This is a genomic window from Ottowia thiooxydans (genome assembly GCF_040548795.1).
Classification (GTDB): domain Bacteria; phylum Pseudomonadota; class Gammaproteobacteria; order Burkholderiales; family Burkholderiaceae_C; genus Ottowia; species Ottowia thiooxydans_A.
Genome location: NZ_JBEPSH010000004.1, coordinates 526661 through 542012 on the forward strand (window position 1 = coordinate 526661; position 15352 = coordinate 542012).

Consider the following 15352-nt stretch of genomic DNA (forward strand, 5'->3'; position numbering starts at 1 on the left):
GTTTACTTGACGAGTGCCAGCACGCGCAGTGGGCTTCCCGAGCCGCCCTTGATCTTGAGTGGCGCGGCCAGGATCAGCGCGCCTGTAGGTGGCAACTGGTCGAGGTTTTGAAGGCACTGCAGGCCGTACTTGTTGGCACCGTGCATGAAGGTGTGGCAGGGGTAGGGGACAGGCCAGGCGTACGACTGGCCTGCATCTGTGTTGATGGTCTCGACGCCAAAGCCGCGCACGTCTCGCTCTTTGATTAGCCACTCCACTGCTTCTTGAGTGGGGCCTGGCGTGTGAGCGCCGTCCTCACGCATGTTCACGAAAGTCTCGGGCTGGTTGATGCGTTTCGCCCAGCCGGTCCGGAACAACAGCCATGCACCAGCGGGGATGCGGCCGTGCTTGTCCTCCCAGGCCTTCAGGAAATCGACCGTGAGCAGCCAGTCGTCGTTCTTCGCGACCTCTTCGCTCGCGTCCACCACTACGGCCGGTCCGATGAACTGGCGAGGATCAATGGTGTCGACCGCATTTTGTGCATGGTCCTTGCCGGTGATCCAGTGGGCCGGTGCGTCGAAATGCGTGCCCGTGTGTTCCCCGCAGGAGAAGTTGTTCCAGTACCAGCCTGGGCCGGCCTCGTCGTACTGTGAGATACGTTCAGACTTGAAGGCCCATACCTGGCCAAACTGCGGAGGCAGTTGCAAGGCCGGGAAGTCATCAGACAGGGTATGCGTCAGGTCGATGACGCGCAGGGCGCCAGTGGCGATGTCTTGTGCGAATTGGGTCAGTGAATCAGCCATGGGAATCTCCTGCGGTTTCGTGGGGAAAGAATTGGGAACGTCGGGGAAAAGATTAGACAGCGCCGAATGACTTAGCGAGCAAGAAGCCCGATCCGCCGCCCAGCCCGGGGCCGGGATGGGTGGAGGCACCGATGTGCCAGAGATGGGCCACATGCGTCTCATGGTTGCGCGCGGCGCGCATTGGGCGCCAGAGGAAGGACTGGTCCAGGCTGCAATCGCCGCCGTAGGCGTCGCCGCCAACCAAGTTCACGTTCAAGGCCTCAAGGTCCCCCGGCGAGATGACGACGCGCGCCAGGATGCTGCTCTTGAGGTTGGGAATTTGGCCCGAGAGCCTCTCGATCACTCGGTCTGCAAACGCTTCACGCAGCGCAGGGGTCCAGCGTTTCCCCGGTGGTATCTCTATGACGCCCGCCGCATCTCCCACCGGTTCTCTCGGACACTCCGGTAACTGAATCCAGAGGATGTGTCGACCAGGGGGCGCGCGGCTCGGGTCCAGCGCAGTGGGTTGGGCCACGCAGATGGTGGGGTCGGCCGGAAGCAGGCCTCGTTCGGCTTCATTGACGGCTTTGGATATCGCGTTGGCGCCGCTGGTAAGGTGGACATAACCCACTTCACTCAAGGACGCGTCAGGCCATTGCGGAGCTTCGGACAGGGCCAAGTGGATCTGCATGTTGCCTTTACCGTACCGCCATTGACGAGCCTGAGTAGCGATGTCTTCCGGAAGCTGAAGAGGGTCAAGCAAACGTTGGTAGAGCTGCGTAGGCGTGACGTTACAAACCACTTCCCTGGCCCGGAACTCGCGGCCGTCTACAAGACGAACGCCTACGGCCCTTCCGCCCTCGACGATCACGCGTGTGGCGTCGGTGCCTGTGTGCAGTTCGCCGCCTGCTTCGCGAATCAGCCGTTCGAAGGCTCGCACTGTGTTGGCGTTTCCGCCCTTCACCATAGGCATGCCAACCGCTTCCAGGGTGAAAGCAACGACTTTCGCCATCAAGGCAGAAAGTGGCGCGTCCGGGCCTAATCCACAGTGCAATACCCAAGGTGCGAGCAAGGCTCCGGACAAGTCAGATTGAAAGTTGCTCTCGAGCCAGGGCCTCGCAGGCGTCAGAGCCTGCCCAAAGAAGCCGGACAGCGCAAAGGGGCCTTGTTTCAAGGCAGCGGAGGCGAGGGTCTTCACAGTACCCAGGCGCCAAAGCTCTTTCCCAAGTAGCGAAAAAATCAGAGGCGCCTGTGTGCCCACTTCGCCTAGAGCGGTCCCGTACGCAATGCCATCCCCGGGGTGAGCCGCCTCGAAGCGCTGAATGTTCGCGTCTCGCGATCTGGCCAAAATCAGGCTCCTGCCATCCGGCGTGAGCACGGCAGTGGGCGAGTTGGTGTTGCAGTACTCCAACCCAGCTTCATGCAAGGCCTTCCCGAGTGCGGCATAGGCCGGACCCACCAAGAACAGGGGGTGCGCGGTCGATAGCGTGTCGTGGAAAAAGCCCGGCAGAGTGAGTTCGTCGGTGCGGATGCAGCCCCCGAGAACAGCTTCGCGCTCGAGAACGCAGACTTTGCGGCCAGAACGTGCAAGCAGCGCAGCGCAGACAAGGGAGTTGATCCCGCTGCCGACAAGCAGAACGTCGTAGGAGCGCGACCTGGAACTCTTCATGGCTCGAATCTTGCAACTTTTGCTTCGATCAGGCTATCCGATTTCCGCTCAGCACAATCCGAATTCCGAGAGAAAGGGATACAGGGAAAGCCCTAGTCCGCTTTCATATGCTTTAGCACTAAATTAATGATAATTCATAGGTCTGCACGATGGACACAGCCGCATTCCCACAACTGCTAGACACTTTCCCCCTTGTACGTTCGCACAACTTGGAGGAGGCCAGTGACCGTATTGGTCGCGTCTTCTCGCCCCACCGGCTGGAGCTGAAGAACCGGGCTGGGCAGCTGGACGTAAGCCACAATCAGGTGCGTCTGCGCGATGTTTCGCTGAATGTGCTTCACTATGGTGCAGACGTGTTGATTGACCCAGGGGAGCGGGGTGACTTCTACATGGTGCAGCTCCCCTTGAGCGGCGGAGCGCAGCTTTCTTGTGGCAAGGAGGAGGTGTTTGCTGACTCAAACGTGCTGAGTGTCCTGCAGCCTCAGAGCAAAAGTCGCATGGTGTGGTCGGGTGATTGCAGCATGATCCTTGTGCAGGTTCCACGCAAGGTCGTTCATGATCGCGCTATGGCGTGGGGGGTCAGCAAGACGCCAAAATTTGCACTAGCTCGCTCCCGTCAGTCGCCAGAGGTAGCCGCCTGGTGGCAAGCGGTTGTGGATCTCACCAAAAATATCGACCGATTTGGCCAGCAGTGGCTTCGCCATCCTGCCGCTTTTTCGGCTATGGAGGAATTTCTTCTAACGGCTTTCACATCACTTCTGTGCGAGCGCGAGGAAGAGCAGCGATTTCCCGACAGGGGAGGCGATCGTTGCCTTCGTCGCGCGAAGGAATACATCCACGCCAACTTGGAACGCTCTTTGACTTCCGCTGAGATTGCGGCGCACACGTGCGTTTCACCCAGGACGCTCGAGACGGTGTTCAAGCGCTTCGGGGAAGTCTCACCTCTTGCTTATTCTCGACGCTGCCGCCTGCAGGCCGTCCATGACGCCTTGCGCGAGGCCCATCAAGAGTGCCGAGCCATTAACGTGACCGAGGTGGCGCTTTCTTACGGGTTTATTCACATGGGCCGTTTTGCAGCGCAATACCGGGAAATGCACGGTTGCAGCCCCTCGAACACGGCACGTCCACATTAGGGCGTGTTAACACGCCCTAATCATCTGATGACATACGACGCGATAGTTGTAGGGGCCGGCCACAACGGCCTTGCCTGTGCCCTTCACATGGCTACCAGGGGCTGGAAGGTTCTAGTTCTGGAGCAAGCAGACAGCCCTGGGGGTGCCGTTAAGACCGCAGAGGTGACCTTGCCCGGTTTTCGACACGACCTCTACGCGATGAACCTGAGCATGTTTGCGGGCTCTCCATTCCACGCGGAGCACGGGCAGCTGCTGGCCAAACATGGGCTTGAGTTCGTTGGTGCCTCAAAGCCCTTCGCTTCGGTGTTTCCGTCAGCCAAGGAGCCAGAATGGCTTGGGGTCGAGCAGGGGCTGGACGCGACGGTAAAGCATATTGCGCGCGTGAGCACTCGCGATGCGGAGGCTTGGCGGTGCATGGATCAACGCTTTGAGCGCGAGGCACCCCACATTTTCTCCTTACTGGGATCACCAGTGCCTTCTTGGCAGCTCGCTAAAGGCTTGTGGAACATGTGGAGGGCGCTCGGCGTCTCCGGGATGGCCGAAACAGCTCGGCTTCTGATGAGTTCTCCACGCTCTTGGCTCGAAGGGCAGTTCGAGAGTGACACTGTTCGCAGCCTTCTCGCTACATGGGGCTTACACCTGGATTTTGGGCCGGACGTGGCTGGAGGTGCTCTATTCCCGTACTTGGAGGCGATGCTTGGACAACGTTTTGGCATGACGCTGGGGCGCGGAGGGGCAGACACGATCGTGCGCTCGATGGTTTCCGCATTGCAGGGGGCTGGAGGAGAGGTTCGAACAGGAGCGCGTGTGCGACGTATCCTGGCGACGGGTGGCAAAGTGCAGGGAGTGGAGCTGGAAGGCGGTGAGCGGATCACAGCACGGCGTGCTGTAGTGGCCAACGTTCATCCAAAAGCCCTGTATGGGGGTTTGCTCGGAAATGAAGCTCCTGTGGGCAGCGAAAGCGCGAGAGCTCTCCGGCCTGGGCCCGCAACGATGATGATTCACTTAGCGCTGGAGGCCTTGCCAGAATGGGGTGCTGGGCGCGAATTGCAATCTTTTGCCTACGTGCACTTGGCGCCATCCCTGGACCACATGGCCAAGGTTTACGCACAAGCGCTTGCTGGGGTCTTGCCGGAAGAGCCTGTGCTCGTTGTTGGCCAGCCGACCGTCTTCGATCCTTCCCGTGCGCCTGTTGGGAAACATATTCTTTGGGTTCAGGTTCGTGTGTTGCCGTCGAGGCCGATATCTGATGCAGCCAGCACTCTGGCTGCCGGGCCTTGGGATGGAATAAAGGAAGCCTACGCTGATCGTGTCCTAGACATTCTGGAGCGTTATGCACCTGGTCTGCGTCAGTCGGTTCTGGCTCGCTGCGTGTTGTCGCCTGAAGATCTCGAACGAGACAACCCGAATCTCGTAGGAGGGGACAGTCTTTCTGGCAGCCATCACCTGGATCAATTTTTTGCTTTCAGGCCATCCTTCGGGCGTGCTCGGTGGCGCACAGGCGTAGAAGGCCTCTTCCACATTGGCGCCAGCACTTGGCCTGGGGCGGGAACTGGCGCTGGCTCCGGATACATGCTCGCTCGCGATCTGACCTAGTTGGTTGCTTTCCTCATTCTTATGGATTGACAGGTAAACATGAGCCGGCCGAAGCTCGTAGTGAGCCATTGAGAGAAGTTAGCGGGGCGATCGGCCTGGGTCACCCACCTCTGGCCTTGCACCCTCCGGTGGGCGATGCAAGGCAATCAGTTCGAGCAGCACTTTTTTGAGTTCTTTGGAGCGTTTGGCGCCGAACGGCTCCAGTACCGAGGCTTCGTGAGCGTGCGCTTTTTGGATGAGGCCCGCGATCATCTTCTCCCCTGCTCGGGTCATGCGCACCAAAGTGAGACGTCGGTCTTTGGCCGCAGGCAAGCGTTCGATGAATCCTTGTTGTTCCATGCGATCAAGAAGGCGAGTCACCGTCGGCTGCTTACTGACACTTTTCTGCGCCAATTGACCGATGGTGATGGGGCCACTGTCTGCCAGTGTGGCCAACACTCTCCATTCGAGCACCGAGAGGCCGTTCTTCCGAACGATGGCGTGAAATTCAGTCGAGATCAGTTGAGAGGCCTGGGCAAGGAGCGCGGGCAAGTAGGCATCCACAAAGGGCTGATCGTTGGGCATGATGTTCGCTGCCATCGAGAAGCTAGCAGCTGTGGAAGGGCAAAGTGCGCATTGTAGTTTTAGCGTTGCCCCAGGGACCATGTAGCCCATGTCGGCGTCCGCCGCTGAATTGGATGGACGGAGTAGTTCATTCGAACTTGCCGAAAAGCAGAGATGGTTTCGGCTGAAACGGGGTCTGCTTCGCGCAGATTGTCGGGCGTCGCATCCGAGCACACCAGGGGGCCGCCTCCGAGGCAGACGAGCTTCATCATGGGTCTGCTGTTCAAGGATCGGCTTGGGTTAGCGGGTTAAGCTGCGCTTAGGGCATTGCGCAGCTGCTCTGGAATGGGGATCGCTGTGTGAGTAACTAAAGAGGTGGTCACAACCGTCTGCTTGACGCTCATTCGTACAACACCATCTGTGCCGGTGCATGCGAGTGCCAGGTTCAGAGACTTGTTGCCTAAGCGCTCAAGCTCAATCGAGAGCACCACTTCATCCCCCATGCGGCTGATGGCGCGGAAATCGGCCTCTAAATGCACGGTAGGAAGGCCGCATCGCTTTTCACTGATGTAGCCAGCGAAGCCTTCGGGCAGGAGTGAGTCGATCCATGCTTCCATGAGGTCGTTGAAAAGCACAAAGTAGTTCGGATAGAACACAATGCCTGCTGGATCGCATTCCGAGAATCGAATGCGGTGCTTCACTTCAAAACGGGGGGTCGCCATGGGCTTCTCCGGATTAGTTTGCGCAGTCCGCGCCCATGGGTATCGCATCAGCCCCGTGGATGCCTGGGCGCCTGCCCAGGTAGTCGAAGTACGCGAGACCCATTGTTCAGACGCGTATTGTCTCGCGCCCGCCGCCGCGAGCTCGGAAAGCAGGCAGCCCCAGGGTGATCAATACGAACACGGCGGTGGCGAGTTTCAGGTCACCGGGTTTCAAGCCACTCGCAAGGCCCAGCGACACCAGTTGATAGTAAATAACACTACCAACCACAGGTGCCAACAACTGTCGGGTAACAGAGCTTCTGCCAATGATGGCCTCTCCGATGACCAAGGAGGCCAGCCCATTAATTAACACACCCAGGCCCATCCCTACGTCAACATAGCCCTGCAGCTGAACAATCAAGGCACCTCCCAGACTGGTCAAACCGTTGGCTAAGGCGAGGCCCGCGATGGTGTAAGTCCAAACGCTGATGCCTAGTGATGGCGCCAGCTCAGCGTTGACTCCTATCACGCGTAGCGCGGCGCCAGACTCAGTAGACAGATACCAACGCAAAGCAAGAAGTACAAGCAACGTGAGCGCAGCAAAGAACGCGATCTGCAAGGTGACGGACTGTGTGAGGTCCGGGTGGATCAAATGGAACAGACTGCTGGTATCGAACAACGCTACGTTGGACTGTCCCAAGATGCGCAGGTTGATGCTGTAGAGCCCTGTGAAGACGACGATACCTGCGAGTAGCGGGCTCAAACCAAACTTCAGATTGACCAGCGCCGTAGCGGCGCCTGCAAGCAAGCCAGCTGCCACCGCTGCCAGGGTAGCAGTGACTGGGTGCCACCCCATTAGCAGCAGTGCCGCGCAAACACAACCACCCAGTGGAAATGAGCCTTCGCAAGTGAGGTCGGGAAAGCCCACGAGTCGAATGGGCAGCATGATGCCCATGACCAGAAGCGCATACACCAAGCTCTGCGCGAAAGTCACAGGAACTAGGTTCAGGAAAGAGTTGAGGATTTCCATGGGAGGTCAGTGCTTGAGCAACATGCGGTCGTTATCAATCTGGAAGCGCTCAACCAGAGATTCAGTGGTCAAGGAGGCCTTCTCGGCATCGCGAACATCAAAGACGATGCGGCCCGCATCCATCATGATCAGCCGATTGCCAGTCGCAATAGCCTGAGACATGTTGTGTGTGACCATCAAAGTCGTCAGACTACGTTCAGAGACCGCACGCAGAGTGGCCCCCATTACCCGATCAGCGGTGCGGGGATCTAGCGCTGCCGTGTGCTCGTCGAGTAGAAGCAGGGCGGGTTGCGAGACAACGGCCATCAAAAGCGATAAGGCTTGGCGCTGTCCCCCAGAAAGCAGGGCGACCGAGGTATCGAGCCGGTTTTCCAGCCCTAGCTCAAGTTCCTTCAGCCATTCACGGTAAACGGTGCGGCGGCCATCCGTGAGCAGGCGTCGCGCACGGTGCGAACGGCCCCTGCGCTCGGCAATGGCGAGGTTTTCCTCGATGGTCATTGCCGCCGCAGTTCCGGCCATGGGGTCTTGGAAAACCCTCGTCACCAGGCTGGCGCGCTTGTGTGGCGCCAGGTGAGTGATGTTCTGGCCTGAAATCTGAAGTGCGCCCTGATCCGGTTGAATCGCGCCGGCGATTGCGTTGAGCAAGGTGGACTTACCCGCGCCGTTGCCACCAATCAGCACAACGAAGTCGCCTTTGGCGATGCTCAGGTCTACTTTATTCAGCGCAGGCCGGGACTCGGGCAGATCCTTGTTGAAGGTCTTCGTCAAGCCTTGGCAGACTAACGTCAGTGGGGCATTGCTCACTTCAGAATCCAAGGGCTGTTCGCTAGAGTGGAAGGCACCGACAGGCCAACGGCCTGCAGGCCTTGGGGGCTGATGAGTGCATCGAAGTCACTGGCCTTGGGAACGTAGGGCGCAATGTTGGCCGGTTTCTCACCTTTGAGGATTCGGTTGGCGATGTCGGCCGCGTGTTCACCGTTCTTGGTGTACGAGACCGCGTGAAAGCCCGCGAGCTGGTGCTTGAGCTGCTCCGAGTAAACCGAATTGAACAAAGGAATCCGGTTGCGTCGCGCCACTTGTGCGACAACCGGGATCGAGGTTTGGACGATGTTGGACTGGATCTGGTAGATCGCATCGACCTTGCCCGCAAAGCTCTGCGCGCGCTGGGGAATGTCATTGGCATTGTCAACCGGAACGGCCACGACCTCCAGGCCCACTTTGCGCGCGGCCTTGTTGTAGAGATCGATATTGGTCTTATCGTTGTCCTCGCCAGGGTTGTAGAGCGTACCTACGCGCTTCACAGTGGGAACTACCTGCTTAACGAACGCGAGAGAAGCCTCGAAGTCTTGCAAAATCGTGGCTCCACTGCTCCAGGCCGATCCATGTTGCCAATCTGGAACAAGCCCTGCGACCACAGGGTCGACCACTGAGCCAAAGACAATGGGAATGGATTTGTCCTTGATGCCGCGAACCGCTGCTTGGTTCAGCGGTGTCGTGATCGCGAAAATGAGGTCGGGCTTTTTCGCTTCTGCGCGTTGAAGAATCTGCGGTACAAGGCTGCGGTCAAAATTGGCATGCATGAAGTCGTACGTCACTTGACGGCCCTCCACGTAGCCAAGTTGAGTCATTCGGGCTTTGAACCCCTCTGCCACCTGGTTGAGCGCGGGATGCTCTCCAAAGCTCGCGATCGCAATAATCTTGGGGGTGGGTGCTTGCGCGAACGCGGCACTGGCCAGAGTGATTGCGGCTGCGCCAAGAAGTTGTTTAAGTTGCATGAGGAGCCCTGGGAAGTGAAGGTTTAAAGTGCGGGTGCTACTGCCAGTTGAGGCTGGCTACACGAAGGAAGTTTTCGCCCAGCACGCCAAGAATGGCGTCTTCGTCGTAGCCTAGGCGCTGCAGTGCTTCGACTATTTCGGGTAACGACTCGGGTTTCACATCTGCCCAAGGCGGACGCGGATAACCCCGCTGCGCCATCAGAGGACTTGAGTCGAACAGCTGGGTCATGAACGCCTGGTAGAAGACGACATCCAGGCCCAAACCAACATGCTGTGGGCCTACGAGTTGAGCAATGTGGTCGATGTGGCGAACAACACCTGCCACTCCAGAGCTGTTGTCTTCGGCGACGAAAGCGCCAATGGAGTTGATGCCAACAACGCCGCCTCTCTGCGCCAGCGCCCTGATCTGCTCGTCGGTGACATTGCGCTCATGCGTCTTGATCGCGCGTGCGCTGGAGTGCGAAAAGATGACCGGCTTGCTCGAGTGTTCAATCATGTCGAGCGATGTCTTGATTCCCGCGTGGCTGGCGTCGAGCATCATGCCTACTCGATTCGCCTCGCTTACGAAGGCTCTACCCAACATGGAAAGACCAGCGTCGGATGGTTCATGGCAGCCATCGCCCAGTGGGTTGCGTGTGTTGTACGCAGGGATAATCCAGCGCACTCCCAGGCGGTACCAGGTAGAGAGAAGCGCCGGCTCATAGGCGAGAGGCCCAGCACCTTGCAGATGAAAGCTCACGCCAAGCAGGCCGTCGGTCTTGGCTTTGCGGATATCGCTGACACTTTCAACCACACGCAGATGAGGTTGATTTTCGAGCCAACGGCGTTGGTGTGCAAAGTGACGCAGCGTTGGTTCTGGTTTGTCCCAGTCAGCACCGATGGTAAGTGAGGCAAACGAAAAGCCGCTCGCGTGAAAGCGCTTGAGCATCTCAGGCCCTTCGGCCAAGCACTCAGGTGTCCAGCCGACAGCACTTTCCCAGACGAGCGCTCTTTTAACGAGCGCTGCGGATGAACTTTGATATGGATGCGCCGCGCTCACTGAAGGGGACCTCGTGTAAGTTGCGTAAGAGGAGCATTGACATCGAAGCTGTGTGCCACGATGTCCTTGATCCCGAACGTTTGGAGTCGAGCGGCGTGCTTGGCGTGATAACGCGCTGCATCAGCCGAATTGCTGAACAAGTAGATGCCTCCTGCGCGCCCTGCAGCGGCGTTCTCGGTCCAGATCTTCCACAGCAGGCCGTCTTCGCTTGCAATGTCGGACGCGAGGCCCTGCATGGCTTCGGTGAATTCTTGTCCCCACGGACCAGCGAACGGAAAGTCGAACTGAAGCAGGGTAAGAGGGGCGTTGGTGGTCATGATGCTTTTAGATGGATATCTTGCGAGCCGCAGGTATTGCTTGGAGAAAAAAATCAAAAGCTCAGAAACGATACGTCGAAGAAGCTCAGTGCACAAGGATCAAGTTGGCATTTGGATATTCTTTGTCATACGTACGCCGCTTCAAAGTACTGAGGTCAGACGTTGGCCGAGATAGATTACATTTCATGGATTGGTTACGTCAAGTGAACTTATGAGAGAACCAGAAGATCTTCTTGACCCTTTGCCAGCTGGCTGTGGGGTCGCTCGCTTTTTGGTTCTGCTTGATGGGCCGTGGGCCACTTTGATTGTTCGTGAGCTGCTCGCAGGACCGAAGCGCTTCAGTGACCTTCGAGAGCAATTGCCTGGCATCAGTGCCAACACCTTGACGCGCCGGCTCCGCCGATTCGAGGCTTATGGAGTGGTTGAGCGCACCACCTATGCCCAGGTGCCTCCACGTGTCGAGTACGAGCTCACTCCTCTTGGACAGCAGTTGACACCTGTCCTCGCCGCGATGGCTCGATGGGCGTTGTCAGTACCAGAGCCTGTGCATACCCCGTAGGTTTACCGGACCTCGCGTGAGGCGAAGGCTTGGGTTACCGCAGGCATCTTGCGGTAAACGGATAGGGGTCTGCGGCAGAGGGATAGCGGCGAGTCTCGTTGCGGTTCAAACTCACGACGAACAAAAATGGACACCCGCACAAACTCACTGGACGATCTGGCGTGGTTCATTCGTATCGCAGAAGCCGGAAGCCTTTCCCGTGCCTCGCGAATACTGGATGTCCCAAAATCTACCTTGTCTCAACGCCTCTGCCGACTCGAGGAGGCCTGGGGGATTTCCTTGGCGCTAAGAAACTCGAGAAGTTTTTGCTTGACTGATGCAGGCCGGCAGTTGATTGATGAGGTCGGTCCTTTGGTGCATCGGTTGCAGCTGACATCGATGGCTTGTCTGGAAGGAGGGCTGACCACGCGAGGCCTTGTTCGACTGGCAGCGCCTGTCTGGTTCGGGGGTGCATTGATCTCTCCTCGACTGGGCAAATTCTTACAGGCAAATCCCGGTGTTCGGTTAGAGATGGAACTCACCGATCGCCCCGTGAACTTGCACGAAGAAGGTTTGGACTTCTGTATACGCCATGCTCCTTTGAGTTTGTCCAATCTCAAGGCGCGTAAATTGGCGTCATTCACTCAACTGCTGTGCGCCAGCCCGCACTACCTGCAGCGCTACGGGGCTTTGGACCATCCCAGCGAGCTTTTGCATAGAAGCTTTTTGGCGCCATCGCGTGCGAGTACAACGCTACGTTTTCAACATGCAGCGCATGAATGCGTGCAGATCAACCTGCTTTCGCGCCTTGTTCTCAATTCAGCCGAAGAGTTGGTTCGCCTTGCGCAGCAGTCGGTAGGCGTGGCGCTGCTACCAGATGAGTTGGTGCGCGAAGCCATTGAGGACGGAATGCTCGTGAATGTGCTACCAGGGTGGAGCCTCCCGCCTCAGGAGCTGCATCTTCTTTATCCGGACGAACGCCACAAATCGCCACTTGCGCGAGAGCTGATGGATTTCCTCTGCTCCTTCGAGCCAGCGCGAGCGGAAGCTGAGGAGGCCCAGCCTTCGTAGCGCACGGCTTGCATAGACGCCAGTGTCTCTTAGCGTGGCATCTTCACGAAGAAGCCGTCTCGATCGAGTTTGTCCCAGATCACTTTTGCAGCGCGGCCGCCACGTTCCTTGAGTCTGCTCTCGTCAGCGAACGTCAGGGCACCGTCGCGTACTTTCCAGTCACCGTCGACCATCACGTTTCGCACGGAGAGCCCGTTGGCGTACATCAGGTTGTTCCAGGGCTCTCGTGGCGAGGCGCCGTTGCCCACAAGCAGGCTACTCACGTCGACAGTACACAGATCAGCTTTGGCGCCTGCTTCCAGTCGGCCAAGATCCTTCCGACCCAGACCCTTTGCGCCGCCCAACGTGGACGCTTGAATTGCATCCCAGACGGTAGGTTCTTTCAACTTCACGGGGCTGGTGCTCTGCAACATGCGCGCTCGAGCACGTCCGCCAATAGTTGCCAGTTTCAGGTTTTCGACGAAGTCATTCGAGTGGGTGTCGAAGCCGATGGAGGTGTTCACGCCCGCGGCCAGTGCTTCGGGGTACGGCTGACTGGAGGCCGATTGCCCTGCCCCACCGGCAGAAGGGCAGTGTACGTAGGTGAAATTGGGGTTGGCCATGATGGGGAGATCCTTCGCCAAGTCTTCCAACCCGATGCAGTGTGCGCCAAACAGTCGCTGGTCCAGCAGGCCCTGGGCTCGAATAATCTCCATCTCACGCATGCCCCATTGTTCTTGTTGCAACTTCACATACTTGGGGTTGCCGCCAGACTGGATGTGCAGGTGAATTCCGGTTCCCAATTGCTGAGCGGCATCGCGCAAAGCCTTGAAGGAGGTGGCTGTGAAAACGGGCGTCACCGAAGGGCCCATCATGGCGAAGATGCGGCCGTCGGCGGAACCGTTGATAGACAGCGAATAGGCCAAGTTGTCTGCAATCTCAGCCAAGGTGCCTTTGTCTGCTTCTTCAAGTACGTTGAGTTGCCCAGGGTTACGGTTCCAGATGGGACCAAGACGGGTCATTCCGGGAACCATGCCGCTTGCGTAACCACGCAGTCCGTACTTGGTGGCGACGCGCACGTAAGACTTCATTTGCCTTGTGCTCAATGACATTTCCACCTGGGTCGTGCAGCCGCTTCGCACCATTTCGGCGACGTTCAGCGCTGTGAGGTCGTCAAGTTCCTCGTCGGACAGGGTGTCAATCAAGGCCATCGCCGGGAAGTAGCTTCGCGATGGGCCAGGAACAAGACGTGGGTTTTCCTCAATCCAGCCCCGGGTCAGGGTCCCCGCAGCTGCGTGCGAGTGGCCAGAGATGAAGCCGGGAAAAAGCATCTGTCCCTGCGCGTTGACTTTCGGGTCCGAAGTGGGACGACGCGGTCGAACTGCTTCGATCTGGTCCGCCTTGATGATGACGTCATGGTCCTGCAACACGTTGAAGCCGCCCTCGCTGGCAACCAGCACCCAGCTGGGCTGGACGACCCAAACACCCCGTGAGGTGCGCGTGCGTGGCCGCTGTGGCGCTACGCGAGCATCCACTTGAGCGACCAGCTGGCTGTCCGCGTAGGCAGACGGTCGCCATGTCGGTTGGTCGACAACGTCGCTTCGTCCCATGGCTTGACACAGGATGCAGCCGTCCGGTTGATGGCCCACGGAGCCATTTGGTAGCCAGGATTGAGCGTGCAGAGAGCGGCCGGCAAGGAGGCCACCGGCCATGGCGCCGGCGAGAAGATGGCGTCGATGGATGCCGATGTGATGTTGTGGCTTCATGGCGTTGGTTGAAAAGTTGAACAGGAGCTGAGGCTTGGTGTGGGCCTCACCGCTTGTCATTCTTTTCTTCAGGGCCAAGTTTGGATAGCCAGGGATCGCAGACGCCGCCGTTCCAAACCCCGGACGAGACTGTGGACCAGGCAAAGGTAGCTTCAGCCATCCACGTTACACGCCGCGCCAGGCGTGTTTTCGGGTCTGCTGATCAAGGTTGGCTGGAGGCTTTATTTGCAGTTAGAGTTGAGCCTTTCTCCCCGGAGTTCGTTGTTCGGTATTACTTATATTCTTTTATATATAAATAGATAGTTGTAGTAGAGCTCTGTGGATTTGTGGAAAGAATAGATTTACCTTGGCGTGACAAGCGCTTGCCCTAGAAATTGGGGTGTGCGCAAAGTGACCTGGGCAAAAATGCCAAGAGGGAACAACTTGGACTGATGGTGGCGGACTGTGGATAACCGGATAGTTATCCCATTTTTATCCACAGAGTTGTTCTTGGACTCTGTTGAACGCCTTGAACAGGCCCTAGGGCGTGTCATCAATTAAACCCCCCACGCGCTGATTCGCCCTAAGGCAGGAACGCGGGTGACAACAAGCGCAGGCCAATCGAGAACCACCGCTCCCCTCCGCCCAAACGGTTTCCGTAAGTGGCGTCGACTTGCACGCGATTGGGGACAACCCAGTAGCGAAGTCCGGCCTGGTAGAGCGGCCGGCCTTCGTTTTGGCCGAAGGTCTCGCCGATCAACCAGACTCTCTCGCTCAGTTGGGTTTCCGAGCCAATTCCCCAGGTCATGAAGTTGCGCTGTGACTGAGCCTCACGCAACCAGCCCAGGTTCAGATGAAGCACCGAGCGGTCATCGAACAGCGAGCGGCTCACAGGCACATAGGCATACCAGTCGTGACCGCTGAACGGTTGGCCATGCCGCACTGTGCCCGCCGCGAGCCCCCAACCCCAACCATTGGTCTCCAGCGGCTTGAAGACGGTCTTGGCTTGAAGCATCACGCTGTTGTGGCTGCCTTCACTTTCCCCGCGGGTATGCGAGCCCCCTGCTGAGAGTTCCAGGTTGCCAGTGGGATTACAGGCGGGCATGACCCAGAACTCAGTCGAATCAGCGTTCTTGCGTACCCAGCTTTCGACTTGGCAGGCTTTGGGATCTACGGTTCGCGCGTCATCCGTGTTCATGGGCCTCGCTGCATGTGAGGCCGTGGCCGTCAGCATGAACGCCAACAGCGCCACTCCCCGGTCAGCCATCCGGAATCGATTGAGGTGAACAGGAAAGCGACGGCTCATGGTTCAGGTCTTTCGAAAAGGGCGCAGTCGGATGAGGACTGCCCGGCACTCTATCAGTGGACGGTGCCATCTTGATGACCCCTTCAAAAAATCCGCCATTGATGGGCTGGCACAGCTTGATGAACTAAACTCCCCCTTAGTATCCAACG

The 15352-nt window shown here is 58.1% G+C and carries 15 protein-coding genes; 4 read left to right on the forward strand and 11 right to left on the reverse strand.

From position 1 onward, the window contains the following. Positions 1–2 precede the first annotated feature (2 nt). Positions 3–782, reverse strand: coding sequence for a cyclase family protein (locus ABIE13_RS11925; RefSeq protein WP_354443613.1), 780 nt, complete (start codon positions 780–782; stop codon positions 3–5). A gap of 52 nt (positions 783–834) precedes the next feature. After that, positions 835–2430 carry a phytoene desaturase family protein gene (locus tag ABIE13_RS11930; RefSeq protein ID WP_354443614.1) on the reverse strand — a complete coding sequence of 532 codons (1596 nt, stop codon included), beginning with the start codon at positions 2428–2430 and terminating at the stop codon, positions 835–837. Between the two features lie 149 nt (positions 2431–2579). On the opposite strand from ABIE13_RS11930, the gene ABIE13_RS11935 reads away from it, so the two are divergent. After that, the gene (locus ABIE13_RS11935; RefSeq protein WP_354443616.1) at positions 2580–3563 is read left to right on the forward strand and encodes an AraC family transcriptional regulator; all 984 of its coding nucleotides are present in this window, start codon (positions 2580–2582) and stop codon (positions 3561–3563) included. Between the two features lie 27 nt (positions 3564–3590). Next, entirely contained in the window at positions 3591–5159 is a 1569-nt protein-coding gene (locus ABIE13_RS11940) for a phytoene desaturase family protein (protein WP_354443618.1), read from the forward strand. Positions 5160–5237: 78 nt separating this feature from the next. Here the strand turns inward: ABIE13_RS11940 and ABIE13_RS11945 are convergent, their stop codons facing one another. The 7 genes from ABIE13_RS11945 to ABIE13_RS11975 form a co-directional block, all read right to left on the reverse strand. After that, on the reverse strand, positions 5238–5738 hold the full coding sequence (locus ABIE13_RS11945; RefSeq protein ID WP_354443620.1) for a MarR family winged helix-turn-helix transcriptional regulator: 501 nt from the start codon (positions 5736–5738) through the stop codon (positions 5238–5240). Between the two features lie 272 nt (positions 5739–6010). Further along, positions 6011–6424: an acyl-CoA thioesterase gene (locus ABIE13_RS11950; protein WP_354443622.1), complete on the reverse strand. Its 414-nt coding sequence runs from the start codon at positions 6422–6424 to the stop codon at positions 6011–6013. 106 nt (positions 6425–6530) lie between these two features. After that, positions 6531–7433 (reverse strand): ABC transporter permease, encoded by a 903-nt coding sequence (locus ABIE13_RS11955; protein WP_354443624.1) that lies wholly within the window; start codon positions 7431–7433, stop codon positions 6531–6533. A gap of 6 nt (positions 7434–7439) precedes the next feature. Then, positions 7440–8237, reverse strand: a complete 798-nt coding sequence (locus ABIE13_RS11960; RefSeq protein ID WP_354443626.1) for an ABC transporter ATP-binding protein — start codon at positions 8235–8237, stop codon at positions 7440–7442. After that, positions 8234–9208, reverse strand: coding sequence for an ABC transporter substrate-binding protein (locus ABIE13_RS11965; protein ID WP_354443628.1), 975 nt, complete (start codon positions 9206–9208; stop codon positions 8234–8236). The genes ABIE13_RS11960 and ABIE13_RS11965 overlap by 4 nt, the downstream gene beginning before the upstream one ends. A 37-nt stretch (positions 9209–9245) precedes the next feature. Next, positions 9246–10136, reverse strand: coding sequence for a dipeptidase (locus ABIE13_RS11970; RefSeq protein ID WP_354443630.1), 891 nt, complete (start codon positions 10134–10136; stop codon positions 9246–9248). A gap of 107 nt (positions 10137–10243) precedes the next feature. Further along, positions 10244–10564 carry a monooxygenase gene (locus ABIE13_RS11975; protein WP_354443632.1) on the reverse strand — a complete coding sequence of 107 codons (321 nt, stop codon included), beginning with the start codon at positions 10562–10564 and terminating at the stop codon, positions 10244–10246. A gap of 211 nt (positions 10565–10775) precedes the next feature. On the opposite strand from ABIE13_RS11975, the gene ABIE13_RS11980 reads away from it, so the two are divergent. Both ABIE13_RS11980 and ABIE13_RS11985 read left to right on the forward strand, forming a co-directional pair. Further along, a complete protein-coding gene (locus tag ABIE13_RS11980; protein WP_354443634.1) occupies positions 10776–11123 on the forward strand; it encodes a winged helix-turn-helix transcriptional regulator in 348 nt (115 codons plus the stop codon). A 126-nt stretch (positions 11124–11249) separates the two neighbouring features. Continuing rightward, entirely contained in the window at positions 11250–12173 is a 924-nt protein-coding gene (locus tag ABIE13_RS11985) for a LysR family transcriptional regulator (RefSeq protein WP_354443636.1), read from the forward strand. Positions 12174–12202: 29 nt separating this feature from the next. Here the strand turns inward: ABIE13_RS11985 and ABIE13_RS11990 are convergent, their stop codons facing one another. Both ABIE13_RS11990 and ABIE13_RS11995 read right to left on the reverse strand, forming a co-directional pair. Next, on the reverse strand, positions 12203–13918 hold the full coding sequence (locus ABIE13_RS11990) for an amidohydrolase family protein (protein ID WP_354443638.1): 1716 nt from the start codon (positions 13916–13918) through the stop codon (positions 12203–12205). Positions 13919–14480: 562 nt separating this feature from the next. After that, positions 14481–15203, reverse strand: coding sequence for a hypothetical protein (locus tag ABIE13_RS11995; protein ID WP_354443640.1), 723 nt, complete (start codon positions 15201–15203; stop codon positions 14481–14483). Between the last annotated feature and the right edge of the window lie 149 nt (positions 15204–15352).

Excerpts from the sequence above, each read along its gene's own strand:
- ABIE13_RS11975 (WP_354443632.1), bottom strand. The coding sequence starts at position 10,564 with ATGACCACCAACGCCCCTCTTACCCTGCTTCAGTTCGACTTTCCGTTC.
- ABIE13_RS11930 (WP_354443614.1), bottom strand. The coding sequence starts at position 2,430 with ATGAAGAGTTCCAGGTCGCGCTCCTACGACGTTCTGCTTGTCGGCAGC.
- ABIE13_RS11970 (WP_354443630.1), bottom strand. The coding sequence starts at position 10,136 with ATGCTCAAGCGCTTTCACGCGAGCGGCTTTTCGTTTGCCTCACTTACC.
- ABIE13_RS11980 (WP_354443634.1), top strand. The coding sequence starts at position 10,776 with ATGAGAGAACCAGAAGATCTTCTTGACCCTTTGCCAGCTGGCTGTGGG.
- ABIE13_RS11940 (WP_354443618.1), top strand. The coding sequence starts at position 3,591 with ATGACATACGACGCGATAGTTGTAGGGGCCGGCCACAACGGCCTTGCC.
- ABIE13_RS11995 (WP_354443640.1), bottom strand. The coding sequence starts at position 15,203 with ATGAGCCGTCGCTTTCCTGTTCACCTCAATCGATTCCGGATGGCTGAC.
- ABIE13_RS11935 (WP_354443616.1), top strand. The coding sequence starts at position 2,580 with ATGGACACAGCCGCATTCCCACAACTGCTAGACACTTTCCCCCTTGTA.
- ABIE13_RS11985 (WP_354443636.1), top strand. The coding sequence starts at position 11,250 with ATGGACACCCGCACAAACTCACTGGACGATCTGGCGTGGTTCATTCGT.
- ABIE13_RS11950 (WP_354443622.1), bottom strand. The coding sequence starts at position 6,424 with ATGGCGACCCCCCGTTTTGAAGTGAAGCACCGCATTCGATTCTCGGAA.
- ABIE13_RS11965 (WP_354443628.1), bottom strand. The coding sequence starts at position 9,208 with ATGCAACTTAAACAACTTCTTGGCGCAGCCGCAATCACTCTGGCCAGT.
- ABIE13_RS11990 (WP_354443638.1), bottom strand. The coding sequence starts at position 13,918 with ATGAAGCCACAACATCACATCGGCATCCATCGACGCCATCTTCTCGCC.
- ABIE13_RS11945 (WP_354443620.1), bottom strand. The coding sequence starts at position 5,738 with ATGGCAGCGAACATCATGCCCAACGATCAGCCCTTTGTGGATGCCTAC.
- ABIE13_RS11925 (WP_354443613.1), bottom strand. The coding sequence starts at position 782 with ATGGCTGATTCACTGACCCAATTCGCACAAGACATCGCCACTGGCGCC.
- ABIE13_RS11955 (WP_354443624.1), bottom strand. The coding sequence starts at position 7,433 with ATGGAAATCCTCAACTCTTTCCTGAACCTAGTTCCTGTGACTTTCGCG.